Genomic DNA, 22,637 nt, shown 5'->3' with positions numbered 1-22,637 from the left:
CAGGCCGCCTGACGCTCGTCAGGCGGCTTATTGCTGTTGCAGGCTGTCGGCGTATTTGCGCGTCAGCGTAAACAGCGCCTGTACCTCTTCCGGCGACCAGTTCGCCAGCACCTGATTCATCAGTTTCTGTCGGGCCCGCGCAATCTGCGCAAAAATCGCCTGCCCCTGCTCGCTCAACGTCACTTCGCTAATTCGCCTGTCGTGCGCGTTCGGCTGCTTGTGTGCCAACCCCTGCGCTTCAAGCTTCTTCACCTGACGGCTAACGGTGGTGTAATCCCGCCCGAGGTTATCGGCTAACTCCACTACCCCTATCGGCCCACGACGGCCTATCGCCACCAGCAGCGGAAACAGCAGCTGTTCCAGTTGCACGCCTGCCGCCTGTAACAACGGCTCGTCGCGGGCGGGCTGGTTCATCACGCCAATGATATCCAGCAGCGCGCCGTGGAATTCCGTGATGTCATAATTATTATGTGCATATTGCATATATTCTCCAGGCGAGTATAGTGCCGTTATCTGATATGTGCATTTTACACATAAATACCTTTTGGAGACACACTTATGAAAGCAGCCGTGGTCTTTGACCTCGCCCAGGGCCCGGTATGGGCCGATTTTGATGAACCACAGAGGGGAGATGAGCAGACGCTGGTTCACGTTCGCGCCGCCGCCATCAGCCACGTGGTGAAAAGCCGCGCCTCCGGCAAACACTACAGCTTTGACGGCACGCTGCCGTTTGTAGTGGGTATCGACGGCACCGGCACGCTCCCTACCGGCGAGCGGGTCTACTTTGCCTTCCCCACCGCGCCATGGGGCAGCATGGCGCAGTACGCGCCTCTCGCCCGTCAGAACTGCTTTGTGCTACCGGATGGCTTAGATGATGTCACTGCCGCCGCGATGGCCAACCCGGGGATGTCCGCCTGGGCTGCGCTAGTGAAGCGCGCGAATTTCCAGGCTGGTGAAACCGTCCTGGTAAATGGCGCGACCGGCAGCGCCGGGCAGTTAGCGGTGCAGATTGCCCGCTATCTCGGCGCCAAAAAGGTGATCGCCACCGGGCGTAACGCCAGTGCGCTCGCGACGCTGGGCGCTGATGCCACCATTCTGCTCACCGGCGATGACACCACCCTCAGCGCGGAATTCGCCGTTCAGGCCAACCAGGGTATTGATGCCGTCGTCGATTATCTCTGGGGGCACAGCGCGGAACTGCTGCTGCCCGCGCTGGCGAAATACAGCTCCGGCAACACACCGATTCGCTACGTACAGGTCGGGTCGCTTGCGGGAAGCGATATTACCCTTAACGGCGCGGTGCTGCGTTCTACCCCGCTGCAGCTAATGGGCAGCGGGATTGGCAGCCTGCCGATGGCGCAACTGTTGCTTGCGACCGGCGAGATGCTGAATGCGGCAGTCGCTGGTGGTTTTACCATCGCGACTACGCCCGTGGCGTTGCAAAACGTTGCTACCGCCTGGCCGTTGGATGACAGCCAGAAACGTACGGTTTTCACCCTCGAATAAAAAAAAGCGGTTTCACACAAAAGATAGGGTTGATATCTTAAATGAGAAATATTATCTTTCTCATTACCGAATAGTTGAGCAAATCACTCAGGTATTCGGTACGACATTGCTCACATTGCTTCCAGTATTTTTGCCCGCATTCGATGCGGGCTTTTTTTTGGTCTCGTGCCGACCCCGGGAGCAGTTCCCTACCAACAATTGTCTCGCCCGTGTGAATGAGACGTCGTAGTATAAAAACTCCTCGCCCCGCTGGAGTTACCCATGTCAGAGTTCCACAATATTTTCGCGTTCGCCCTCGTCTCACTGGGCATGGCGCTCACCCCTGGCCCCAATATGATTTACCTTATTTCACGTTCGATTTCGCAGGGGCGCACTGCGGGGCTGGTCTCGCTCGGCGGCGTAGCGCTGGGCTTTATCTTCTATATGGTCAGCGCCGCCTTTGGCTTAACCGCGCTAATGATGGCGGTACCCTATGCCTATGATGCACTGCGCATTGCCGGTGTGGCCTATCTACTGTGGATGGCGTGGCAGTCGGTGCGCCCTGGCGGACGTTCGCCGTTTCAGCTTAAAGAACTGCCCCAGCACAGCCCGCGCAAGCTGTTTCTGATGGGTTTTCTGACCAATCTGCTGAACCCTAAAATTGCCATCGTCTACCTTTCGCTACTGCCGCAGTTTATCAACCCTGCCAGCGGCAGCGTGCTGACGCAGTCGTTGATGCTGGGCATGACGCAGATTGTGATTAGCGTGACGATCAACGCGCTGGTCGCGCTCTCCGCCGGAACCATTGCGCTGTTTCTGGTGCGTCGCCCCTCGTTTGGCACGATTCAGCGCTGGCTGATGGGTGGCGTATTGACGGGGTTGGCTATCAAGATTGCCACTGAATCACGCCGCTAGCGGTCTGGGCTATTCAACAACCACCCTGACCTTGGGCTTCGACAGCAGAATTTTGACTAGCTCAGGCAGGGATACGGGTTTGAAAAAATAGAATCCCTGCAGGTAGGTGATGTTATTTCGGCTGAGGTAATCGAGTTGCGCCTGGGTCTCGACGCCTTCAGCAACGATGCTGATTGAGAGTTTACGCGCCAGCCCTAGCACGGAATCCAGGATCAGCGTCGAGTCTTCATAGGCGTTTACCCGGCCAACAAAGCTCTGATCGATTTTGATATAGTCGATATGCAGGTCGTGCAGGTAAGAGAGCCCGGAGTAGCCGGTGCCGAAATCATCCAGCGCAATAGCGAAGCCATTTTCGTGCAGCATGTTCAGCGTCTGAATCAGATGCTCATCGACATGCAGCGGTTCCCGCTCCGTGACTTCAATCACCAGATTCAGATCCTGACGGGAAAAATTCTGCTTGTACGCCAGACACTCGGCCACAAAACCTGGGTCTACAATGTGCGACGCGCTGAAATTAATCCCGATGTGAAAACCTTCCGGTAGTTTGCTCTCAATGGCATTCATATGCGCCACCACCTGCGCCATCAGGCTGCGGGTTAGTGGCACAATTAAGCCCGATTTTTCAGCCGCAGGAATAAAGACCGAGGGCGAGATAAAGCCCGCTTTGGGGTGCTTCCAACGGGCCAGCACCTCCACGCCGCGCAGCGTCCCTTCCCGACCGTTTACGATGGGCTGGTAGTAAGGCACGATTTCTCCTTTAGCAATCGCTTTGCGCAGCGTCTCTTCCGGCGTCGTGCTTTTATTGAGGTATTTATACAGCGCATAGGCGGCCCCCCCGGAAAGCAGCAGCAGGAAAATCAGGATCCCGCCCCCTTGATGAATCAGCCGCCCGGCGCTGAACAGCACGGGGAGGTTGTACTGGATACCAAAGGGATAACGTTCCGCGCTCACCATGCTGTGACCGGGCAGATTCCCAGGCTGCGGATAGATATCGCCGTACAGGCTCATCACCTGGTTATCGACCACCAGTGAATAATTTGCATCGCGAAGCGGCGTATTGAGTACGTCGCGAATGTGTCGGTCACTCACGGTGATGATGATCCGTTTGCCGGTATAACGGCGCTGAAACAGGAGCACCGGACGATCGTCAACCGTGTTCGCCTTTGACAATAACAGCAGCGATTTCTCTGGGATCTGCGCCACATGCAGTAGCAGTACGTGATTACCCGGCAACGAGGAGCACCACACCCTGCCATCGTTAAAGATAAGCAGCGTGCGAAGATGCGGCTGTAGCGCCGCTTCAGTGCCCAACTGATACTGCCCCTGGGCATCACAACCTTTGACAATAACCTCGTCCGCTACCCCGCTGGCCTCCTGCGCTTCATCCAACATAGTGACAATATTCCGCGCCGCATAGTGCGCCCCCGCCAGGCGTTCAGAACGCAGCGAATACCAGAGCTGGGCATTGAGAATAAAAATACCGGAAATCAGCAGAAGCGCCGCGGCGATGATGGGAATAAGGACATTGCGCATTAACGCTACCTGGCTATAAGTGAGAGCGGCGACGCGGTAAGCTTTATACTTTGAGCATGGTAGAAAATCTGCAGAAATGCCATGCGCACTGTAACGTGAATGAAAAATGTCGGTCCCCCGCCATAGACACTATCGCTTTCCACGCTAATGATTAATTCTAAAACTATTTTTTTGGCATCGTCCGATCGTTTTAAGTATTACAGACGCTTATCTATTTTTGATATTAATCAAATATCGATCATTTTTCTGATGCCCATAAAGCGATATGCCTCCGCTTTTTTTTAAAAAACTGTTGCGAAAAAATTGACCATTTCCGTACTAGTAACCTGGATACAGAGCCGATAATTTCACATTAAATAATGAATAACGACGCAACGAAGATGAATAAATCATACAAAAATCAGGGAGCATTCCCCTACTCCTTAACATAACGTAATGCTTTGCCCAGACTGAATTTTCTTCTGTTCAATAACCTGACAAGGTCTACCGCACATTTTTCCCGCGTTCAATCCTGCTTCAAAATGTAACACCGAACATCAAAAGATAACTGAGACTTCATTACGCGCGGCCGAACCCTTCACTCGAAACCCATGTCAGACAATCCTCTTCACACTTAACGTTTTTAATACAATATCTAAGCCATTATTCGTACGTTGACATGTCATTTACGCGCATTCATATTTCATGCAGAAAAATAATGTCTCGGGTGACGTGGAGAATCGCATGAAACACGCCAGAACCTATCCTGCTCAGCGCCGACGTCGTGGCGAAAGCCTGAATGCGGGGCTGACAATGCTGAGTGCGCGTGTCGCAGACGAGCTTTGTGAATACGTTCGTGATGTGGCAAGCCAAACGCGAAAAAGTAAGCAGCAGATTATTACCGAAGCGCTCGTGCTGTATCGGGAAAACAATCCGGAGATAACCGAGTAAATACGCTTTTTTATTTATATCGACTGACGGTAGGCCAATGTAATCACTTTTAAGTGAGAATAAAAAAAACACGCTGATGTTTTACGGGTTATCCGTGCGCGGAATATGTCGTTTATAAGCGACATAATTGAACCTCGACGGTTAAACGGTATTGTTTACGATATTTTTATTTTCGCCACAACTGACTAAAGCACAGTAGCGTGTTTGATGTAGAGGATTTTCAAAATGGTATTACTACGCGCTTGCTGTTCGCTAGGTTGGATTATGGGCATTACGTTCGCATTGACGATGGCGGTGATTACCGTATCGCTAACGACGTTAAACCTGACCCTGACGCTTTCTCAGGGACTGGTGGCTATGCCGATGAAGGCGCTAGTTCACTCCCTAATCGTCGCCTTAGTCGCGCTGTTGCACTATGTGCCGCAAACGTTTTTAAGCTGTTCATCATTCATTTTTAGTCTGTGGTAGACAACCCCCCTGGTGATGGGGGGGATTTTTTGTGAGGTCATACGATGTGCATCAATCTGTACGATAATGCTCGCCGCTATAGCGATGAAAAAAAGTAGCCACCAATAAAATACGGTTGTCGCGGTTATTTTACGACGAACTGATTGGCACAATACCCTTCAGTTTTTAGTGTATAAGAACGGCAATGGATATAACGAAACACACAACACAGGCATCATCCTTAATGAAAAAATTCATGCTTTCCGCGCTGGTCTTCACCGTCATGGCCTCTGCTCCGGCTCACGCGATTAATGCCAAATACCGCGAGCAACTCATCCGTTCCGGCTGCACGCAGATGACGGAAGGCGTCACCTGCGACATCAACAAAACCAAGGCACAGAACGCCGCCAATGCAGGCAAACCACTTGCCAAAACGACGCCTAAACCAGCAACTGCTGCGAATAAGAAGTATGGTCAGATCGTAGGCGAGGCAGAAACCATTCTGGGTATGAAAGGCATCGCCGCTGAAGAGTTTCTGGTAGAAAAAGGCTGGCGCCAGCAGTCTAACGGCGACTGGGGAAAAGCAGGCCACCTGCTGCGAATTGTGGAAGAAAAAGGCGTCGTGTTGAATGCCCAAATCGTTAAATAATAATAAGGCTCCTAAGGGAGCCTTATTATTATCATCAGTAGCACATCACCGATTACGCTATTTTGGTCACGCGTAAAAAACGCTGTGGCAATTCCCCCTCTACCACCAACAGCACAGATTTCAACTCAATCTTCATACTCTGTTTAATGGCAGCGGCTTTTAAACTGGTCGACTCCCGCTGAAAGCCGCCATCGTTATAGGGCACTATCAGAATACTATCCCCCGGTGCTTTTAACTGCCGAAGTGCTTCCGTTCGCGTGTTGTAATTGAGGTATTTGTTTGCCATTCCTGTTCTCTTTTTCGCACCCACCGTTAACGCTGACTTCATTGATAAAATAGTGCGTTATCAATAGTAAGGGCTTTTATTTACGGTGACTAAGAAAAAGGAATGTATACTTTAAATGCGGAACATTCCTGGCAAGAGAAGACGCTGACCATAGAATGACCAGCGTTGTCAGGACAGTTAGAACCGGTAGCCCGCCGAGAACATAAATACCCACGGGTCAAGACGCGTACTCACGCTCTGGTTGGCCCCGCCCGCTTTAAATTTAACGTTAGTATCAATATCCATATACCAGACCGACATGTTCAGCAGCCAGTCGCGGTTAATCAGATAATCCAGCCCAACCTGCCCTGCCGCTCCCCAGGAGTCGTCGACGCTCAGGTCAGAAAGTCCGGCTTTTTTACCAGTATCGTTAAAGTCGTTATCAAAGAAGGTGGTGTAGTTGATACCCGCGCCGATATACGGGCGTAACTTGCTCTGCGCGTCGCCGAAGTACCACTGCGCCATCAGCGTCGGTGGCAACTGGTGCACGGTGGCGATATTCCCCGTCGGCCCGGTTCCCACCTTATGACGGAACGGTGTCGCGGCCAGCAACTCAATACCGATGTTGTCCGTGGCCATGTAGGTAAAGGTCAAGCCGAGCTGCGTATTGTTGCTAACGTTAAAGCTGCCGAGGCTGCCCAATACGTTATCAGACCCTTCCGTTGGCCTGACGGTCGCCGAACCTGCGCGGATGAAAAACTCACCTGCTTCGTGCGCCCAGACGCCGCCGGAAAAGGTACTCAACATTAATGCAACTGCTGCTAACTTTTTCATATCCACTTCCTCATTATGGTTTTTCAAGCGCGGCAAATATACCCATAACGAGTTACCTTTGATCCTACACGGATCACACTAAATCATTAGATTTAACATTTATTGATCCAGATTAATTTTTGCCATTTTCTGAAAATACGTCATTTGCGCCCATATCAATTCTATGATTTTCCTAGGAAAAACGGCCATATCATGGTTTTTGCAGCAACCATTGAATGATAAGAACGCTGGAACAATGTACTGCGTAAACCGGCACACGCTTACCGTGCCCCTTGTCGTGAGTTTCTCTTTACAAAGATATACTTAGCCCGGCTCGCGCGGGACGTGCTACGGCTACACGATTTGCGGTACAATTGCCGGCTAATCAACACCTGCCATACTCAAGGAGAGTGCATGTCTATCACGGCGCAGTCTGTATACCGTGACACGGGTAATTTTTTCCGTAATCAGTTTGTCACCATCTTACTGATTGCTTTGCTCTGTTCATTTATCACCGTAGTGCTCGGTCATGCCTTCTCACCTAGCGACGATCAGCTGGCGACGCTGACCGTTGGGGATAACCTGGCGGGCAGCACCGGTCTGTTCGATCTGGTACAGAACATGACGCCGGAGCAGCAGCAAATTCTGCTGCGTTCCTCAGCGGCTTCAACTTTTTCGGGGCTCATCGGTAACGCGGTTCTCGCGGGCGGAATTTTGCTGCTTATCCAGCTTATCTCCGCCGGGCATCGCGTCAGCGCCCTACGTGCTATTGGCGCAAGCGCGCCCGTGCTGCCGAAGCTGTTTGTGCTTATCTTTATCAGTACCTTCCTGATCCAGATGGGTATGATGCTGATTATCGTGCCCGGCATTCTGCTGGCTATCGTGCTGGCCTTTGCGCCAATCATCATGGTGCAGGATAAGCTTGGCGTATTCTCTGCCGTTCGCGTCAGTACGCGTCTGGGCTGGGCGAATATCCGTCTTATCGCACCGGCGGTTATCGGTTGGATGCTGGCAAAAATGCTGCTGCTGCTGATGGCCTCCAGCTTTGCCGTGCTGACGCCTTACCTCGGCGCCGTGGTGGTAAATACCCTTAGCAACCTTGTTTCCGCGCTGTTGCTGATCTATTTATTCCGCGTGTATATGCTTATTCGTCAATAAACTGATGCTGCCCATCGGTGGGCAGCGCTGAACTACGGAATCGAAGTATGAAGCAGTTTCTGGATTTTTTACCGCTGGTTGTCTTCTTCGCCTTTTACAAGATTTATGACATCTATGCGGCCACCAGCGCCCTGATCGTGGCCACCGCCGTGGTGCTGATTTATAGCTGGGTGCGCTATCGCAAAGTTGAAAAAATGGCGCTGATCACCTTTATTCTGGTGGCGGTGTTTGGCGGTCTGACTATCTTCTTCCATAACGATGAGTTTATTAAATGGAAGGTGACGGTGATTTATGCCCTCTTCGCCGGCGCGCTGCTGGTAAGCCAGTGGGTAATGAAAAAGCCGCTGATCCAGCGCATGCTGGGCAAAGAGCTCACCCTGCCGGAAACCGTATGGTCACGGTTGAATCTGGCCTGGGCGGTGTTCTTTATTCTCTGCGGCCTGGCCAATATCTATATCGCTTTCTGGTTACCACAGGAAATTTGGGTAAACTTTAAGGTGTTTGGCTTAACTGCCCTGACGCTGGTGTTCACCGTGCTGAGCGGCGTGTACATCTATCGCCATATGCCGCAAGACGATCATAAGTAAGTACAGAGAAGAACCATGACACAACAAAATGACGCGCCTCAGGGTGAGCTGGTATTACGCACGTTAGCCATGCCTGCGGATACCAATGCCAACGGTGATATTTTCGGCGGTTGGTTAATGTCGCAAATGGATATTGGCGGCGCCATTATGGCGAAGGAAGTGGCTCATGGTCGCGTGGTGACCGTCCGGGTCGATGGCATGACCTTCCTGCGTCCCGTTGCGGTAGGTGATGTGGTGTGCTGCTACGCGCGCTGCGTAAAACGTGGCAACACGTCGGTCACTATCAATATTGAAGTATGGGTGAAAAAGGTGTCGTCGGAGCCCATTGGCCAGCGCTATAAGGCCACCGAGGCGCTGTTTATCTACGTCGCGGTTGACCCCCAGGGTAAACCGCGCGCGATTCCAGCGGCATAAAACAACAAGCCCGGCACTCGCCGGGCTTGTTGTTGGTAGGCCTGGTGGCGGCGGGCGTTAAAGAAAACCCAGCACCTTCAAAACAAAGTAGCCAATCACGATGATGATAATCGGCAAAATATAGAGCGGGAAAAACTGTACCAGAATCGTGTGGCGCGGTACTTCGACTCGTGCTTCCAGCGCTTCGCGGCTTAGCCCTTCCGCCCCTTTCGCCTTCTCCAGAATCAGCTGATCGTTCACCCCTTCCCGCAAATATTTCGCCTGACGCGACATCCGCGCACCGGAGTCCTGCAGCGCCAGCGCGACAAAAATCAGCGCATAGATAACCCAGAACATGATGTTCAGCCCGTTGTTAAAATCCGGCTGCGGCGAGTTGTACCAGAAGATATTTAAGAATGGCGTATTGAAACGCATCATTTCGACCATCACGTGCACGAAATCCATCATGACGGCATCGATTCCCGGTTGTTTCGCGCTGTGCTCGTACATAAATTTGAGTACGGAAATCAGCGTTGAGATCACCGCGGGTATAAAGATAACCCACCCGGCAATCCGCTTCAGGATGGCAATGCGTCCAGCTTGTTGATACGTCATGGGTTCCCCTTGTTAAGACGCCTGTTCTCGGGCTACGTGCTTATTGAGTCTATCCGTAGAAGGTGACTTTCGCCCGACTTTACGCGCGATATGATATACCATTGCTGAACTTGTTACCCTAAAGGAGAGGAAGTTATGTCCACCGAGCGTCAAATACGTGCCGCGATTTTCGATATGGATGGCTTGTTGATTGATTCAGAACCGTTGTGGGAACAGAGCGAACACGAAATTCTCGGCGCACTGGGCGTGGATTTCACCCGCCGTCATGAGCTTCCGGATACCCGCGGTCTGCGCATCGATCTGGTGGTGGATCTCTGGTTTGGGCAACAACCGTGGACGGGGCCTGACTGTGCCACCGTCGTAGAGCGTATTATTTCGCGCGTAATTTCACTGGTGGAAGAAAAGCGTCCGCTACTGCCGGGCGTCCGCGAAGCCGTCGCGCTATGCAAAGCACAGGGGCTGAAAGTGGGCCTCGCATCGGCTTCCCCGCTGTATATGCTGGAAAAAGTACTGACCATGTTCGACCTGCGCCATCAGTTTGACGCAATGGCCTCCGCCGACAAACTCGATTACAGCAAACCGCACCCGCTGGTTTACCTCAACTGCGCGGCCGAACTCGGCGTTAGCCCACTGCAGTGCGTGGCGCTGGAAGATTCTGTCAACGGTATGATTGCCAGCAAAGCGGCGCGTATGCGCTCTATCGTCGTGCCCGCTGCTGAAAGCCAGCTCGATCCGCGTTTCAGCCTGGCGGACGTCAAGCTACCGACGCTGGAATTTCTGACCCGCGAAAATCTGCTCGGATAATCATTTGCGGGCATTCATTATGCCCGCAAATGATACCTTCATCATAAAAAAATGAAACACTGTTTTATTTTTATTTGAATATTCGATTCTACCCTTCTATGCTTTAGCCCTGTAGGTCATCTCATAACGATAAAAACCGCATACAGGGGTCGACATGATTCTTCACGCTTTTAATCTGCAAGGTAAAGTGGCGCTCGTGACCGGGTGCGATAAAGGTTTGGGCCAGGGCATGGCGCTGGGACTGGCGGAAGCCGGGTGCGATATTGTCAGCGTTAGTCGCCGGGTACCGCAGGAGACTGCGGAAAAAGTCGCGGCGCTGGGTCGACGCCTTTACAGTATTCAGGCCGATCTCAGCCAGCCTGAAAGCATCGCCGATATTGTGCCTGCCGCCATAGCCGCTGCCGGGCGTATCGATATTCTGGTCAACAACGCTGGAACCATTCGTCGGGAAGATGCCCTCTCCTTTAGCGAAAAGGACTGGGATGAGGTGATGAACCTCAATATCAAATCGGTATTCTTCCTTTCCCAGGCCGTTGCGAAGCAGTTTCTGAAACAGGGCGATGGCGGAAAAATTATTAATATTGCCTCGATGCTCTCTTTCCAGGGCGGCATTCGTGTGCCATCCTACACCGCCTCAAAAAGCGGCGTGCTCGGCATTACTCGCCTGTTGGCTAACGAATGGGCTCAGCACCAGATTAACGTTAACGCCATTGCGCCGGGATATATGGCGACCAACAATACCCAGCAGCTGCGCGAAGACGCCGAACGCAGCAAAGAAATCCTCGACCGCATCCCGGCGGGACGCTGGGGTTCGCCGGACGATCTGAAAGGCCCGGTGGTCTTCCTCGCCTCATCCGCCTCTGATTACATCAATGGCTACACCATTGCCGTCGACGGTGGCTGGCTGGCGCGCTAATTTTTGACAAAGAGTTACACTGTAACCTCTTCCGCCTACTGTATAAAAACCCTATACTGTATGAATTTACAGAATAACGGGTTTTATCATGACGGCGGAAGGTCATCTGCTCTTTTCCATCGCCTGCGCGGTGTTTGCTAAAAATGCCGAGCTCACGCCAGTTCTCGCTCAGGGGGACTGGTGGCATATTGTGCCGTCGGCGATATTGACCTGCCTGCTCCCGGATATCGATCACCCGCGCTCGCTGCTCGGGCAGCGGCTTAGCTGGCTCTCAAAACCCATCGCGCGACTCTGCGGCCACCGCGGTTTCACCCACAGCCTGCTCGCCGTCTTTGGCGCGCTGACGCTGTTCTATCTGAAAGTGCCCGACAGCTGGATTGTTCCGGCCGATGCGGTTCAGGGCATGGTGCTGGGCTATCTCAGCCATATTCTTGCCGATATGCTTACCCCTGCGGGCGTGCCGCTGCTCTGGCCATGCCGCTGGCGTTTTCGTTTGCCGATTCTCGCGCCGCGCAAAGGCAACCAACTGGAGCGCGTGCTGTGCATGGCGCTGTTCGCCTACGCCGTCTTTATGCCTCAGTCTCTGCCGGACAACGGCGCGGTGCGCTGGTCATCGTCGATGATCAATATGCTGCAGACGGACTTCAATCGCTTTATTGGTCGCCACGTTGAACAATAATCCAGCGAAAATCACACTTTTGGCATAATCCATTCCATTTGGATATAAGCGGACTAATGCACTTCTGTTAACCTTCTCACATCCAGACAAATCTTTACGGATTTGATCTAAAAAAACACGCGTCGCGGCTTTCTCTATTGCCGCTGAACGCCGTGGATAATACTTCAGGAGAACGGGGATGAATTTTCCATTAATAGCGAACATTATCGTGTTCGTGGTACTGCTGTTTGCTCTGGCGCAGACTCGCCATAAGCAGTGGAGTCTGGCTAAAAAAGTATTGGTCGGCCTGGTCATTGGTGTGGTCTTCGGCCTCGCCTTGCAGCTGATCTACGGTTCCGATAACCCGGTGCTGAAAGATTCCATCCAATGGTTCAACATTGTCGGCAACGGCTATGTACAGCTGCTGCAAATGATCGTCATGCCGCTGGTCTTCGCCTCGATTCTGAGCGCCGTTGCCCGTCTGCATAACGCCTCCCAGCTCGGTAAAATCAGCTTCCTGACCATCGGTACGCTGCTGTTCACCACGCTGATTGCGGCGCTGGTCGGCGTGCTGGTCACCAACCTGTTCGGCCTCACCGCTGAAGGTCTGGTACAAGGTTCTGCGGAAACCGCGCGTCTGAACGCCATTCAGAGCAACTACGTCGGTAAGCTCGCTGACTTGACCGTACCGCAGCTGCTGCTCTCCTTCGTGCCGAAAAACCCGTTTGCCGATCTGACGGGCGCTAACCCAACCTCCATCATCAGCATCGTTATCTTCTCCGCCTTCCTCGGCGTAGCCGCGCTGAAGCTGCTGAAAGATGACGAGCCGAAAGGCAAGCGCGTTCTGACCGCTATCGATACCCTGCAGGGCTGGGTGATGAAGCTGGTTCGCCTCGTCATGCAGCTCACGCCATACGGCGTGCTGGCGCTGATGACCAAAGTGGTAGCCGGTTCTAACCTGCAGGACATCATCAAGCTGGGCAGCTTTGTTATCGCCTCTTACCTCGGCCTGTTGATTATGTTCGTGGTACACGGCCTTCTGCTGGGTGCCAACGGTGTTAGCCCGCTGAAATACTTCCGTAAAGTCTGGCCAGTGCTGACCTTCGCCTTCACCAGCCGTTCCAGCGCCGCTTCTATTCCACTGAACGTGGAAGCACAGACCCGTCGTCTGGGCGTACCGGAGTCTATCGCGAGTTTCTCTGCTTCCTTTGGTGCCACCATTGGTCAGAACGGTTGTGCAGGCCTCTACCCGGCAATGCTGGCGGTGATGGTTGCGCCAACCGTAGGCATTAACCCGCTGGATCCAGTCTGGATTGCTACGCTCGTCGGCATCGTAACCGTCAGCTCCGCCGGTGTCGCAGGCGTGGGTGGTGGTGCGACCTTCGCGGCGCTTATCGTGCTGCCAGCGATGGGCCTGCCGGTGACGCTGGTTGCGCTGCTGATTTCCGTTGAGCCGTTAATCGACATGGGCCGTACCGCACTGAACGTGAGCGGTTCCATGACTGCCGGTACCCTGACCAGCCAGTGGCTGCGCCAGACCGACAAAGACGTGCTGAATAGCGAAGAAGACGCCGAGTTAGCTCACCGCTAGCCTGTAGCCCGGACGAGGCGGAACGCCGACTCCGGGATTGCTCCGCCGTCACATCGTTTCGCCGGGCAACAAAAAAACCGCTGGTTTTTGAACTGACCCCATAATGTTGGACGGTTTATATTAAGCGGCTATCAGGGCCTGGGTTCGGTACTCTACCGGACTCAGGCCTTTTAGTTTCTGTTTGATTCTTTCATGGTTGTAATAGTGGATATAGTCATCGATAGCCATGCGCAACTCGCTGATATCTCTATGGTCTGACAGGTAAAAACATTCAGATTTCAGCGTACCAAAGAAGCTTTCCATGACCGCATTGTCGTGACAGTTCCCTTTCTTGACATGCTCTGTTTCAGACCACCTTCCTCAAGTCGCTTCTGATAATGCGCCATCTGGTACTGCCAGCCCTGATCTGAATGCAGTAGTGGGTATTCGTCTTTTCCCAGTATCGACATCGCTTTCGACAGCATCTCATCCACCATCGGCAACAGAGGCCGGGACGCCATCTCATACGCAACTATTTCTCCGTTATACAGATCCAGAACCGGAGACAGATACAGCTTTTCTCCATTGATTTTAAATTCTGTGACATCTGTTACCCACTTCTGATTGGGCTTATCCGCACTGAACTGCCGGTTCAGCACATTACCCGCAACTTTCCCGTACCGGCCTCTGTAGGAGTTGTATTTCTTCCTTCTGATACAACTGGTTAAATCTAACTCCTTCATTAGCCTCTGAACCGTTTTATGGTTCAGTAAGCTACCTTCCCGACGGCTCGCCAGCGTGATCCGCCGGTATCCATAACGTCCTTTATGTTTATGAAACAGCGTTAAAATACGCTGCTTATCACCGGCATATTTGTCTGGTTTTTTACCGCTGGCCTGTTGCCAGTAGAACGTGCTTCTCGCCAGCCCTGCCGCTTTTAACAGACGTATAAGGGAGAACTCCGGCCTTAACTCATTCACGATCTGCGCTTTATCCCGCGTTTTGACGTGTCTCTTTCCCTGAGTAAGGCTTGCAGCTTTTTTAGATATGCCACTTCAGCACGCAGTTGTTCAAGCTCCTCTCGCTCATCCGGGGCAAGAGGGACCTGCAAAGGAGGGACAGGGTGATTCTCAGGGCGTTCTGGCATCGTTTTTTTCCTGCGTCGGCTGTCAGTAAGGGCTTCTAATCCGCCTTCATCATACAGTCGTTCCCACTGTCGAACAGTGGAAAAGGCAGGGATAGTGAATTTTGCACAGATTTCGCGAACAGAAAGCCGGTGTTCACGCATATGAAGGATAACGGACTCTTTAAAGGCAGGAGAATAGGTGAAATGCCGGGTTGTCAGCCCGGCTTCGCCATGAATCTTCCAGGCTGCAGTCCACTTACGAACGGCACTGTGATCGATACCAAAACGCTTTGCAGTCGCTTGCTGCCCTTCCTGACCAGAAAGATAGTGCTGCACAACTTCAATCTTAAAGCTGAGAGAATACTTGCTCATAAAAAACTGCACCTTACTTCGTTGGGTGTCCAACTTTTGGGGTGCAGTTCAGTTTTCACCCGCGGTTTTTTTATATCTGTATCACGCTGTTACGCGTCGATATCGCCTTCCTGCCGCATCTGCACTGCCCAACGCTGGGCCGACTCCGGAATAGAGAACGCCTGCGAGCGACAAAACGCGCTGCCCATCAGCACAAACGCCACGTACTTGCCGCGCAAAAGCCAGACGTCGCGAAAGCCTTCTACTTTAACGGCGTGGTCGGGCGGAGCGGGTTCGGTACGCGGTACATAGCTGATAATCTGCCGTTTTTGTTGGCGAAGCGGTTTCATAAGCAGTTAAATTCACAATCATTAATGGCAAAAGCAGGAAAGTCTTATGATAGCAGGAATCGCCCGGGCGCGTCATACACAAAAAAGCCCGGCAGGAACGCTGCCGGGCAAGGGTTGAGGGGGTAACACAAGACACGTCTTACACGTCGCGGTAGGTTCCGAGACGATAACCTCGTTCAGCAATCGCGTACTTCAGCGATTCAGAGGTCAGCACATCCAGCTCATCCAGACGCGGGTAGCAATACGCGCTGCCCATAATCGTCCGGTCAACAAACGCCGGATGGCACATCACTTCCAGAGACTGCTCCTGGCGCGCCATAGAGGCATCCAGTACCTGCAGGAACAGCGCTTCGGTCACGGCGTCGCCGTAGAACTCGCTGCTGAATGCCGCAGTGCTTCGTATCCCTTCCGGGATCTCAAAGGGATATGGAATGGTGCGGTCAATACGCAGCGCAATGCCTTTCGATTTCGCAAATTCGGCCACCAGAGGGAAAATTTGCGGGATCATATGCACATGGTGATGACTGTCAAAATGCGTCGGTTCGGCATCGAACAGGTCGATAAAGCGACGGTACTGACACTCCAGCTCATGGGCAATTTCATCCATCGGCAGCGAGCCCTCTTCCGCCATCTGCCAGATCCACTTACCGAGTTTACCCTCGCGGGTCAGCCCCGGCATGGATGACAGCGGTTCGCCCAGGGTCAGCACAAAGTGCATGCCCACGGCGAGCTCCGGCGTGCGGCGGCTGATGCGCGCCGCGTGGTCGATAGCCGCGCCGTTCACCAGCGCGGTTGTCGACGTGACGAGGCCATGCTTGCAGGCATCAAGGATGCCGTAGTTCTGGCCTTTGCTCAGACCGAAATCGTCGGCATTGACGATTAACAGACGTTCCATCATGCCTCCTGTCACTGTTTCAGTTTCTCCACGGTAGCAGCAAAGTTCGGCAGCCATTCTTCATGGGCCAGAATCAATTCGCGTGCCAGCACCTCTGCATCTTTATCAGAGTGGATGAGCGGGCTTAAGTTCAGCGCCAGCAGCACGTCGTTAAACTCACCGCTCAACGCCGCCTGGCTGGCCGCCACTTCGAAACCCTTGATGGTGTGGATAAGGCCCAACACTTTTTCATCAAAATGGGTCACGCGTGGGTGCGGTTTTGCACCATCACGGCCCAAAATGGAGGTCACTTCGATAGACCAGTCTGCCGGGATGTTATCAATGTGGCCGTGGTGTGGAATATTGACGTAGTGTTCAGTTTGCTTATCGTTGTAGATAGCGTTGATCACTTCGCACGCTGCATCGGAGTAATACGCCCCGCCGCGCAGTTCCAGCTCTTTTGGCTTCACGTTCAGATCCGGGTTTTTGTACAGTTCGAAGAGCTGCTTCTCGACTTTCTGTACCACCTGGGCGCGCGCGCCGCCTTTGTAGTATTCGCCCATTTCGATGGCCAGCATCTCTTTTTGCTTGAAGTAGTACAGCAGATAAGAGCATGGCAGCAGGTTCAGGGAGCGCAGCAGCCCTTCGCTGAACGGCATATCGAAGATGTTTTTCACGGTATTCGCCGACAGCGTACCGGAGGCAACGCCGTCCAGCAGTTCAGCAAAGCGAGACTCGCCGTTGACCAGCACATCACGCACGAACACCATATGGTTCAGGCCGAACAGGTCGATGGAGAGGTCGTCTTTCTCGGTCAGGCGCAGCACGTCGGTGAAGAACATCTTCATGCCGATTGGAATGTTGCACACGCCGATAAAGCGTTTGAAGTCAGTGTGGCGATAAACCGCTTCTGTCACCATCCCGGCCGGGTTAGTGAAGTTGATAACCCACGCGTCCGGGCAGACTTCCTGAACATCTTTAATGATGTCGAAAATCACCGGAATGGTGCGCAGACCTTTAAACAGGCCGCCCGCGCCGTTAGTTTCCTGGCCCAGGTAACCGTGGCTCAGCGGGATACGTTCGTCTTTTTCACGGGCTTTCAGCTGGCCTACGCGCAGCTGGGTGGTGACAAAGTTGGCGTCTTTCAGCGCTTCACGGCGGTTCAGCGTCTTATAGACTTTCATCGGCACGCCGGCTTTTTCCACCATGCGCTCGCACAGTGCGTGGATAATATCCAGCTTCTCCTGGCCGCCTTCGACGTCAACCAGCCACAGTTCCGTTACCGGCAGCTCATGATAGCGTTTAAGAAAACCTTCCAGTAATTCCGGCGTATAGCTGCTACCACCACCAATAGTAACGACTTTCAATTTCTGGCTCATACTTTTCTCCCTCGAGATCCACAAGCTAAACGTGGCTTACCCGCCGCATAATATGCGGTGAGCTAAATGCTTTGTTTCAGAACTACGAAATAATGTCGTAGCGCGTTATTTGATAACTGTCAGTTTCTTCCGATAATTACTTGGCGTGAATGAGGTCAGCTTCTTGAATGTTTTAATAAACAGACTTGGACTGCTGTAACCTGACTCATACGCAATATCGGTTACCGAGTAGTTGGTTATTTCCAGTTGTTTCTTGGCAAAGTTAATGCGGATGTCATTAATAATCTGCATCGGCGTTTTGCCATAATAGCGCTGGGTGGCTCGGGTTAAATATTCCTGGGTTTTCCCGGATAACGCGACCATATTTTCCAGCGCGCCTTCACCAAATTTTAATTTATCGTGCATGGCTTCTACGGTGGTTTTTAACCACGGCGGCGTCACATCCTGCGCCTGCTCTTCCCGGTGATGGCGTAAGCGATTAATCACGTAGAAGGAAACCAGTTCAATAAATTCGTCGAATTCCGTTTCGCGAAAGTGTAGTGAGGCAATAACCGACTCGATGTAACTCAGAAACGTGCTTTTGATCGAATAGACTTGCGAAGCAACCAGCGCAAACGGAATCAGCGACTGATAGTGCGTATCGAAGAAATCTTTGCTGATCCCCACGTTGAGAATGCGCGTAGCACCGAACTCATAAAAGCTTTGGTGATGCGACCCCATCGGGATGAAGACAAAGTCTCCTCGCTCCAGCATGACCCGTTTACCGTTTATCACCTGATAATAGCGGCCGGTCAGTACGATAGTGAACTCGTAGTAATCGTGCTGGTGTAACCCACTGATACTTTCCGTTTTGTTGTAGATGAAGACATGAAAATTTTTACCGTTAAAGAGCTGTTGTTCTCGGGCGGTGTTGATTTCCATGGTGATCATCTTTGGTTGCCTCATAGGGAAAAGCCTATTGTACCTTCTCGTGAAGTTCGATCAATTCAGCAACCAGCTCGCGAGCTAACATTGACGTCATAAGATGATCTTGCGCATGGACCAGCACCAGGCTGACCTTCATTTTGCCTTCGCCTTCGTCGCTCTCAATCAGCTGAGTCTGTACACGGTGCGCTTCGCTCAGCGCAATGCGGGATTGCTCCATCGTGGCTTTCGCGGTTTCAAAATCACCCTGCTTCGCCAGTTTCAGCGCGGCGTATGCCAGGCTGCGTGCCTGCCCTGAGTTGATAATCAGGCCCATCACCACTTCTTCGAGATCGTTTTCCTGCACGTCCTCAGCAACCACATTATCCAGATCAAACATAACTATTCCCTTTTGTGAGGGCGGTATGGAGGCTCGCTCCATACCGCATTGGCATTAGAATTTCAGAGAGGCAGCGATATCTTCTTCGCTTTCTTCTTCTTCAATGGTGGCCTGCGCCTTGTTCGAAATCATCACGAATGGCAGGTAGACCAGCGTTGAGACACCCAGGTTGAACAGCGCAACAATCAGGGCGGCAACGCTACCGTTACTGTTGAAGAATGCCCCCAGGCCGGTAGGCATGGTCCACGGTGCCAGGTTAGTCACCGGCGGGATGATGCCCATTGAGTAGGCCGCCAGGGTGATAGCTGCCAGAATCGGCTGTACCAGTACGAACGGGATGAACATCACCGGGTTCATGATGATCGGCAGACCAAACAGAATCGGTTCGTTAATCTGGAAGATACCGGATGGCAGAGCCAGTTTCGCCACCTGACGATGGTCAGCGCGACGGGATGCAATGAAGATAGCGATAATCAGACCCAACGTCGCACCGGAACCACCCAGCAGGATGTAGGAGTCGAGCATCGGTTTCGCCCAGAAGTGGAACTGCTGGCCAGCGGCAATCGCGGCGTCAACGGAACCGTACTGGTTGTACAGCGCGATGTTTTCCAGCGCCCACGGGGTCATGATGCCGTTATCCAGCGCGGTCAGCGCCAGGGAACCGTGTACACCGAAGAACCACAGCAGACCGTTGAATACCACGTAAGCCCAACCTACCACGCCACCCATTGATGCCAGCGGTTTGGAGATGGAGTCCATGATGATCTGGTGGAAGTTGCTGCCGTACGAGGTCAGGATCCAGGAGATGATCCCGAAGATAGACAGAATCAGGAAGCCCGGAATTAACGCCGAGAAGGAGCGCGCAACCGAAGACGGTACGCTCGACGGCAGGGTAATCACCCAGTTACGACGGATAACGAAGGTGAACAGTTCCGCCACAACCAGACCGATGATCATACCGGAAATAATGTTTTGACCACCCAGCCAGTTCGCACCGACGGCGTAGGCATCGCCGACGCTGTAAGGGGTGACGGTCATAAATGCCGCTACCGCCAGCAGGCCCGCTGCCATTGGGTCAACTTTACGTTCTTCTGCTAACGCAGAGCCGATAAAGAAAGGCGCCATCAGCGACATAATGCCTAAGGTACCGTTATAAACGTTACCGCCGATGGCTTTAAAGCTGTCTAAGGTCGCAATGGTTGATGGATCCAGGCGGACCCCCATTGAATAAAAGAATGACCCCTCACCAAAGCTCAGGAAAACGTTATTAATTAAGACGAACATGGCCCCCGCAAGGGTCAGCGGCATTAATTTAATAAAACCGTTTTTAATGGCATTGATATGGGGCTGCTTTCCTATTTTAACAGCAAAAGGAAGGAGTACCTTTTCAAGCGAATCGATCACTTTACTCATAGAAAAATACCCTTAAAAGGCCGCAATCAATATTGCGGCGATTAATTATGAAATAACTCTTTGACGGGAAAATTAAAAATAAAATTACTGCGCAGCTGACTTCTTAATTGCAGCAACAGCTGCTTTTAACACACCTAAACCATCGACCTTGCCGTAAAGCGTTGAGTCAATAACTTCAACCGGCTTGTTTGGCAGAATCTTTTTAATATCGTTCAGCATATAGCCGATTTGTGGGCCAAGCAGAACCACATCTGCTTCTGGACCTTTTTCTGCAGCGAACGCTTCAGAGAATGCTTCAATAATAACTGGCACTTCGTATTTCTCAGCCTGAGCTCGCATTTTGGAGACCAGTAATGAAGTGGACATGCCTGCAGAACAAAATAGATAGATATGTTTCTTTTCCATTCACGCTTCCTCAACTTGTGAAATCTGTCATCACCGGGCGATGTTCCATGTGCCCACTACCCTCGTATGTAACAGATGAGTTATCTTCTGTTTATGGGATGAGTATACGGCAACAATTTGTGTACGGATAATTCTCAAGACCCAAAAATTGTCTCTCATTGACCTCTCGTTTTGACTACCTTCACACTTTACTCAAAATAATTCGCGACAAGAAATAAGCATCATTTCTCATAAAAAAGCCCGACACACGGGTCGGGCTTTCGTATGAATCCTATCAATGCACGAGGATCACTTCTTGGCGGCAGGGTCCGTGTCGTACTCGGCGCAGGTCTGGTAGCCAGAGTTGATGACGTGGCCGGTGTCATCCAGCGCCACAAAGTAGGTTTCCGTTTTACCATCTCTTTGACCCAGAATGTAGGTCTGGCAGGTTCCGCGAGCATGAATCATCTTAATTTCAGTGGATGGCTTACCGGCAATCTGCAGCACCTGAGAGCGGCTCATCCCTTTTTTCACATCTTTGACCACCGGTTGCGTGAACTGATCGGCGGTCCGGTCGTAGGCGGTACAGCCCGCCAGCATGGTCATTACCGCTGCTGCACCCAGAAGCCCTGCTATATTCTTGTTCATCTTCCCTCTCCTTTTTTGTTGGTGTCCATTAAGCCTGGAATAAATATTGCTATTTATCAAATTACAAGGCGCATTGATTACCGTAACCCACGGTAAATCGGACTAATATACAGCAGTCAAAATTGTGATCCTTGTCGTTTCAGCGTCAAAGAGGTAGTTTTAACACCTTGTTCTGATGGGCCAACGACACGCGATTTTCAGGCTGGCACACACATTCCGGAGGGGTAAATGGCATTACAACAAGAAATCATTCAGGCACTCGGCGCAAAACCACAGATTAACGCGCAACAAGAGATCCGTCGCAGCGTAGATTTTCTCAAGGCGTATCTGAAAACCTATCCGTTTATCAAATCGTTAGTGCTTGGCATCAGCGGCGGTCAGGACTCTACCCTTACCGGCAAACTGTGCCAGCAGGCGATTAACGAGTTGCGCGCCGAAACCGGCGACAGCGCGCTACAGTTTATCGCCGTGCGTCTGCCTTACGGCGTGCAGGCCGATGAGCAGGACTGTCAGGATGCAATTGCCTTTATCCAGCCCGACCGCGTGCTGACCGTTAATATTAAAGGTGCCGTGCTGGCCAGTGAGCAGGCACTGCGTGAAGCCGGTATTGAACTGAGCGACTTTGTTCGCGGTAATGAAAAAGCTCGTGAACGTATGAAGGCCCAGTACAGCATCGCCGGCATGACGCACGGCGTCGTCGTAGGTACCGACCATGCGGCCGAGGCCATCACCGGCTTCTTCACCAAGTACGGTGACGGCGGCACCGACATCAACCCGATTTTCCGTCTCAACAAACGCCAGGGAAAACTGTTGCTGGCCGAGCTTGGCTGCCCAGAGCACCTTTATAAGAAAGCGCCAACCGCAGACCTTGAAGACGACCGCCCTTCTCTGCCGGATGAAGCCGCGCTTGGCGTCAGCTACGACAATATTGATGACTATCTGGAAGGCAAAACGCTGCCGGTGGAAATCGCCAAAACTATCGAAGGCTGGTATCTGAAGACCGAGCACAAACGTCGCACGCCGATTACCGTGTTCGACGATTTCTGGAAAAAGTAATCTCTTGATTTACCG

The 22,637-nt window shown here is 52.2% G+C and carries 25 protein-coding genes and 2 pseudogenes; 13 read left to right on the top strand and 14 right to left on the bottom strand.

Annotated features, from left to right (window positions below):
* Positions 1–27: 27 nt before the first annotated feature.
* Positions 28–483, bottom strand: coding sequence for a MarR family winged helix-turn-helix transcriptional regulator (locus AB2B48_RS04000; RefSeq protein ID WP_368300864.1), 456 nt, complete (start codon positions 481–483; stop codon positions 28–30).
* Between the two features lie 75 nt (positions 484–558).
* Here AB2B48_RS04000 and AB2B48_RS03995 point away from each other — a divergent pair, with 75 nt between their 5' ends.
* Positions 559–1,506, top strand: a complete 948-nt coding sequence (locus tag AB2B48_RS03995; RefSeq protein WP_368300863.1) for a quinone oxidoreductase family protein — start codon at positions 559–561, stop codon at positions 1,504–1,506.
* Between the two features lie 261 nt (positions 1,507–1,767).
* A complete protein-coding gene (locus AB2B48_RS03990) occupies positions 1,768–2,400 on the top strand; it encodes a LysE family translocator (RefSeq protein ID WP_368300862.1) in 633 nt (210 codons plus the stop codon).
* A 9-nt stretch (positions 2,401–2,409) separates the two neighbouring features.
* Here the strand turns inward: AB2B48_RS03990 and AB2B48_RS03985 are convergent, their stop codons facing one another.
* The gene (locus AB2B48_RS03985) at positions 2,410–3,933 is read right to left on the bottom strand and encodes an EAL domain-containing protein (protein WP_368300861.1); all 1,524 of its coding nucleotides are present in this window, start codon (positions 3,931–3,933) and stop codon (positions 2,410–2,412) included.
* Between the two features lie 723 nt (positions 3,934–4,656).
* Here AB2B48_RS03985 and AB2B48_RS03980 point away from each other — a divergent pair.
* The 3 genes and pseudogenes from AB2B48_RS03980 to AB2B48_RS03970 form a co-directional block, all read left to right on the top strand.
* Complete coding sequence (locus AB2B48_RS03980; RefSeq protein ID WP_185666380.1) at positions 4,657–4,863, top strand: hypothetical protein; 207 nt, start codon at positions 4,657–4,659, stop codon at positions 4,861–4,863.
* 225 nt (positions 4,864–5,088) lie between these two features.
* The gene (locus AB2B48_RS03975) at positions 5,089–5,331 is read left to right on the top strand and encodes a hypothetical protein (RefSeq protein WP_220440575.1); all 243 of its coding nucleotides are present in this window, start codon (positions 5,089–5,091) and stop codon (positions 5,329–5,331) included.
* Positions 5,332–5,554: 223 nt separating this feature from the next.
* Positions 5,555–5,725: pseudogene (locus AB2B48_RS03970) on the top strand (hypothetical protein); the annotation flags it as partial.
* 286 nt (positions 5,726–6,011) lie between these two features.
* Here the strand turns inward: AB2B48_RS03970 and AB2B48_RS03965 are convergent.
* Together AB2B48_RS03965 and ompW are read right to left on the bottom strand one after the other, a co-directional pair.
* Positions 6,012–6,245, bottom strand: coding sequence for a hypothetical protein (locus AB2B48_RS03965; protein ID WP_368300860.1), 234 nt, complete (start codon positions 6,243–6,245; stop codon positions 6,012–6,014).
* A gap of 177 nt (positions 6,246–6,422) precedes the next feature.
* Positions 6,423–7,058 carry an outer membrane protein OmpW gene (ompW, locus tag AB2B48_RS03960; RefSeq protein ID WP_185666010.1) on the bottom strand — a complete coding sequence of 212 codons (636 nt, stop codon included), beginning with the start codon at positions 7,056–7,058 and terminating at the stop codon, positions 6,423–6,425.
* Positions 7,059–7,451: 393 nt separating this feature from the next.
* Between ompW and AB2B48_RS03955 the strand changes: the two genes are divergently transcribed.
* Genes AB2B48_RS03955 through yciA form a run of 3 tightly spaced genes read left to right on the top strand, consistent with a single transcriptional unit; the run spans position 7,452 to position 9,196 of the window.
* Positions 7,452–8,195: a YciC family protein gene (locus AB2B48_RS03955; RefSeq protein WP_368300859.1), complete on the top strand. Its 744-nt coding sequence runs from the start codon at positions 7,452–7,454 to the stop codon at positions 8,193–8,195.
* A gap of 47 nt (positions 8,196–8,242) precedes the next feature.
* Complete coding sequence (locus AB2B48_RS03950) at positions 8,243–8,782, top strand: septation protein A (RefSeq protein ID WP_185666008.1); 540 nt, start codon at positions 8,243–8,245, stop codon at positions 8,780–8,782.
* A gap of 15 nt (positions 8,783–8,797) precedes the next feature.
* Positions 8,798–9,196, top strand: coding sequence for an acyl-CoA thioester hydrolase YciA (gene yciA, locus AB2B48_RS03945; protein ID WP_333496359.1), 399 nt, complete (start codon positions 8,798–8,800; stop codon positions 9,194–9,196).
* Between the two features lie 57 nt (positions 9,197–9,253).
* Here yciA and AB2B48_RS03940 read toward each other — a convergent pair whose 3' ends face one another.
* A complete protein-coding gene (locus tag AB2B48_RS03940) occupies positions 9,254–9,790 on the bottom strand; it encodes a YniB family protein (RefSeq protein WP_220440577.1) in 537 nt (178 codons plus the stop codon).
* Between the two features lie 135 nt (positions 9,791–9,925).
* Between AB2B48_RS03940 and hxpB the strand changes: the two genes are divergently transcribed.
* The 4 genes from hxpB to AB2B48_RS03920 all read left to right on the top strand — a co-directional run bounded on the left by hxpB (position 9,926) and on the right by AB2B48_RS03920 (position 13,759).
* Positions 9,926–10,594 carry a hexitol phosphatase HxpB gene (gene hxpB / locus AB2B48_RS03935; RefSeq protein ID WP_368300858.1) on the top strand — a complete coding sequence of 223 codons (669 nt, stop codon included), beginning with the start codon at positions 9,926–9,928 and terminating at the stop codon, positions 10,592–10,594.
* Positions 10,595–10,748: 154 nt separating this feature from the next.
* Positions 10,749–11,510 (top strand): 2-dehydro-3-deoxy-D-gluconate 5-dehydrogenase KduD, encoded by a 762-nt coding sequence (gene kduD, locus AB2B48_RS03930; RefSeq protein ID WP_333011824.1) that lies wholly within the window; start codon positions 10,749–10,751, stop codon positions 11,508–11,510.
* Positions 11,511–11,598: 88 nt separating this feature from the next.
* Positions 11,599–12,189, top strand: a complete 591-nt coding sequence (locus AB2B48_RS03925; protein WP_185666003.1) for a metal-dependent hydrolase — start codon at positions 11,599–11,601, stop codon at positions 12,187–12,189.
* 178 nt (positions 12,190–12,367) lie between these two features.
* Positions 12,368–13,759 (top strand): L-cystine transporter, encoded by a 1,392-nt coding sequence (locus tag AB2B48_RS03920; RefSeq protein ID WP_185666002.1) that lies wholly within the window; start codon positions 12,368–12,370, stop codon positions 13,757–13,759.
* Between the two features lie 120 nt (positions 13,760–13,879).
* On the opposite strand, the pseudogene AB2B48_RS03915 reads toward AB2B48_RS03920, so the two are convergent.
* From AB2B48_RS03915 to osmE, 9 genes and pseudogenes are all read right to left on the bottom strand, one after another.
* Positions 13,880–15,236: pseudogene (locus tag AB2B48_RS03915) on the bottom strand (IS3 family transposase).
* Between the two features lie 89 nt (positions 15,237–15,325).
* Positions 15,326–15,565 carry a cell division activator CedA gene (gene cedA / locus AB2B48_RS03910; RefSeq protein WP_185666001.1) on the bottom strand — a complete coding sequence of 80 codons (240 nt, stop codon included), beginning with the start codon at positions 15,563–15,565 and terminating at the stop codon, positions 15,326–15,328.
* Positions 15,566–15,704: 139 nt separating this feature from the next.
* A complete protein-coding gene (chbG, locus tag AB2B48_RS03905) occupies positions 15,705–16,460 on the bottom strand; it encodes a chitin disaccharide deacetylase (protein WP_185666000.1) in 756 nt (251 codons plus the stop codon).
* A gap of 11 nt (positions 16,461–16,471) precedes the next feature.
* Positions 16,472–17,818 (bottom strand): 6-phospho-beta-glucosidase, encoded by a 1,347-nt coding sequence (locus tag AB2B48_RS03900; RefSeq protein WP_185665999.1) that lies wholly within the window; start codon positions 17,816–17,818, stop codon positions 16,472–16,474.
* Positions 17,819–17,923: 105 nt separating this feature from the next.
* Entirely contained in the window at positions 17,924–18,748 is an 825-nt protein-coding gene (gene chbR / locus AB2B48_RS03895; RefSeq protein ID WP_185665998.1) for a transcriptional regulator ChbR, read from the bottom strand.
* 25 nt (positions 18,749–18,773) lie between these two features.
* Positions 18,774–19,121 carry a PTS N,N'-diacetylchitobiose transporter subunit IIA gene (gene chbA / locus AB2B48_RS03890; RefSeq protein WP_035897022.1) on the bottom strand — a complete coding sequence of 116 codons (348 nt, stop codon included), beginning with the start codon at positions 19,119–19,121 and terminating at the stop codon, positions 18,774–18,776.
* Between the two features lie 54 nt (positions 19,122–19,175).
* Positions 19,176–20,534, bottom strand: coding sequence for a PTS N,N'-diacetylchitobiose transporter subunit IIC (chbC, locus tag AB2B48_RS03885; RefSeq protein WP_368300857.1), 1,359 nt, complete (start codon positions 20,532–20,534; stop codon positions 19,176–19,178).
* A gap of 84 nt (positions 20,535–20,618) precedes the next feature.
* Positions 20,619–20,939, bottom strand: a complete 321-nt coding sequence (locus AB2B48_RS03880; protein ID WP_035897020.1) for a PTS sugar transporter subunit IIB — start codon at positions 20,937–20,939, stop codon at positions 20,619–20,621.
* 288 nt (positions 20,940–21,227) lie between these two features.
* The gene (gene osmE, locus AB2B48_RS03875; RefSeq protein WP_220440581.1) at positions 21,228–21,566 is read right to left on the bottom strand and encodes an osmotically-inducible lipoprotein OsmE; all 339 of its coding nucleotides are present in this window, start codon (positions 21,564–21,566) and stop codon (positions 21,228–21,230) included.
* A gap of 228 nt (positions 21,567–21,794) precedes the next feature.
* Here osmE and nadE point away from each other — a divergent pair, with 228 nt between their 5' ends.
* Positions 21,795–22,622, top strand: a complete 828-nt coding sequence (gene nadE / locus AB2B48_RS03870) for an ammonia-dependent NAD(+) synthetase (protein WP_333011834.1) — start codon at positions 21,795–21,797, stop codon at positions 22,620–22,622.
* The last annotated feature ends 15 nt before the right edge of the window (positions 22,623–22,637 follow it).

This window comes from Kluyvera sichuanensis (assembly GCF_040930405.1).
Lineage (GTDB): Bacteria > Pseudomonadota > Gammaproteobacteria > Enterobacterales > Enterobacteriaceae > Kluyvera > Kluyvera sichuanensis.
This window is presented reverse-complemented; position numbering and strand designations above follow the sequence as displayed.

Coding starts and splice junctions, on each gene's coding strand:
- chbA (WP_035897022.1), bottom strand. CDS start 19,121: ATGTTTGATCTGGATAATGTGGTTGCTGAGGACGTGCAGGAAAACGAT.
- yciA (WP_333496359.1), top strand. CDS start 8,798: ATGACACAACAAAATGACGCGCCTCAGGGTGAGCTGGTATTACGCACG.
- AB2B48_RS03880 (WP_035897020.1), bottom strand. CDS start 20,939: ATGGAAAAGAAACATATCTATCTATTTTGTTCTGCAGGCATGTCCACT.
- AB2B48_RS03950 (WP_185666008.1), top strand. CDS start 8,243: ATGAAGCAGTTTCTGGATTTTTTACCGCTGGTTGTCTTCTTCGCCTTT.
- chbR (WP_185665998.1), bottom strand. CDS start 18,748: ATGATCACCATGGAAATCAACACCGCCCGAGAACAACAGCTCTTTAAC.
- AB2B48_RS03900 (WP_185665999.1), bottom strand. CDS start 17,818: ATGAGCCAGAAATTGAAAGTCGTTACTATTGGTGGTGGTAGCAGCTAT.
- AB2B48_RS03925 (WP_185666003.1), top strand. CDS start 11,599: ATGACGGCGGAAGGTCATCTGCTCTTTTCCATCGCCTGCGCGGTGTTT.
- nadE (WP_333011834.1), top strand. CDS start 21,795: ATGGCATTACAACAAGAAATCATTCAGGCACTCGGCGCAAAACCACAG.
- ompW (WP_185666010.1), bottom strand. CDS start 7,058: ATGAAAAAGTTAGCAGCAGTTGCATTAATGTTGAGTACCTTTTCCGGC.
- osmE (WP_220440581.1), bottom strand. CDS start 21,566: ATGAACAAGAATATAGCAGGGCTTCTGGGTGCAGCAGCGGTAATGACC.
- AB2B48_RS03980 (WP_185666380.1), top strand. CDS start 4,657: ATGAAACACGCCAGAACCTATCCTGCTCAGCGCCGACGTCGTGGCGAA.
- AB2B48_RS03955 (WP_368300859.1), top strand. CDS start 7,452: ATGTCTATCACGGCGCAGTCTGTATACCGTGACACGGGTAATTTTTTC.
- kduD (WP_333011824.1), top strand. CDS start 10,749: ATGATTCTTCACGCTTTTAATCTGCAAGGTAAAGTGGCGCTCGTGACC.
- chbC (WP_368300857.1), bottom strand. CDS start 20,534: ATGAGTAAAGTGATCGATTCGCTTGAAAAGGTACTCCTTCCTTTTGCT.
- AB2B48_RS03990 (WP_368300862.1), top strand. CDS start 1,768: ATGTCAGAGTTCCACAATATTTTCGCGTTCGCCCTCGTCTCACTGGGC.
- AB2B48_RS03920 (WP_185666002.1), top strand. CDS start 12,368: ATGAATTTTCCATTAATAGCGAACATTATCGTGTTCGTGGTACTGCTG.
- AB2B48_RS03995 (WP_368300863.1), top strand. CDS start 559: ATGAAAGCAGCCGTGGTCTTTGACCTCGCCCAGGGCCCGGTATGGGCC.
- AB2B48_RS03975 (WP_220440575.1), top strand. CDS start 5,089: ATGGTATTACTACGCGCTTGCTGTTCGCTAGGTTGGATTATGGGCATT.
- hxpB (WP_368300858.1), top strand. CDS start 9,926: ATGTCCACCGAGCGTCAAATACGTGCCGCGATTTTCGATATGGATGGC.
- AB2B48_RS03965 (WP_368300860.1), bottom strand. CDS start 6,245: ATGGCAAACAAATACCTCAATTACAACACGCGAACGGAAGCACTTCGG.
- AB2B48_RS03940 (WP_220440577.1), bottom strand. CDS start 9,790: ATGACGTATCAACAAGCTGGACGCATTGCCATCCTGAAGCGGATTGCC.
- AB2B48_RS04000 (WP_368300864.1), bottom strand. CDS start 483: ATGCAATATGCACATAATAATTATGACATCACGGAATTCCACGGCGCG.
- AB2B48_RS03985 (WP_368300861.1), bottom strand. CDS start 3,933: ATGCGCAATGTCCTTATTCCCATCATCGCCGCGGCGCTTCTGCTGATT.
- cedA (WP_185666001.1), bottom strand. CDS start 15,565: ATGAAACCGCTTCGCCAACAAAAACGGCAGATTATCAGCTATGTACCG.
- chbG (WP_185666000.1), bottom strand. CDS start 16,460: ATGGAACGTCTGTTAATCGTCAATGCCGACGATTTCGGTCTGAGCAAA.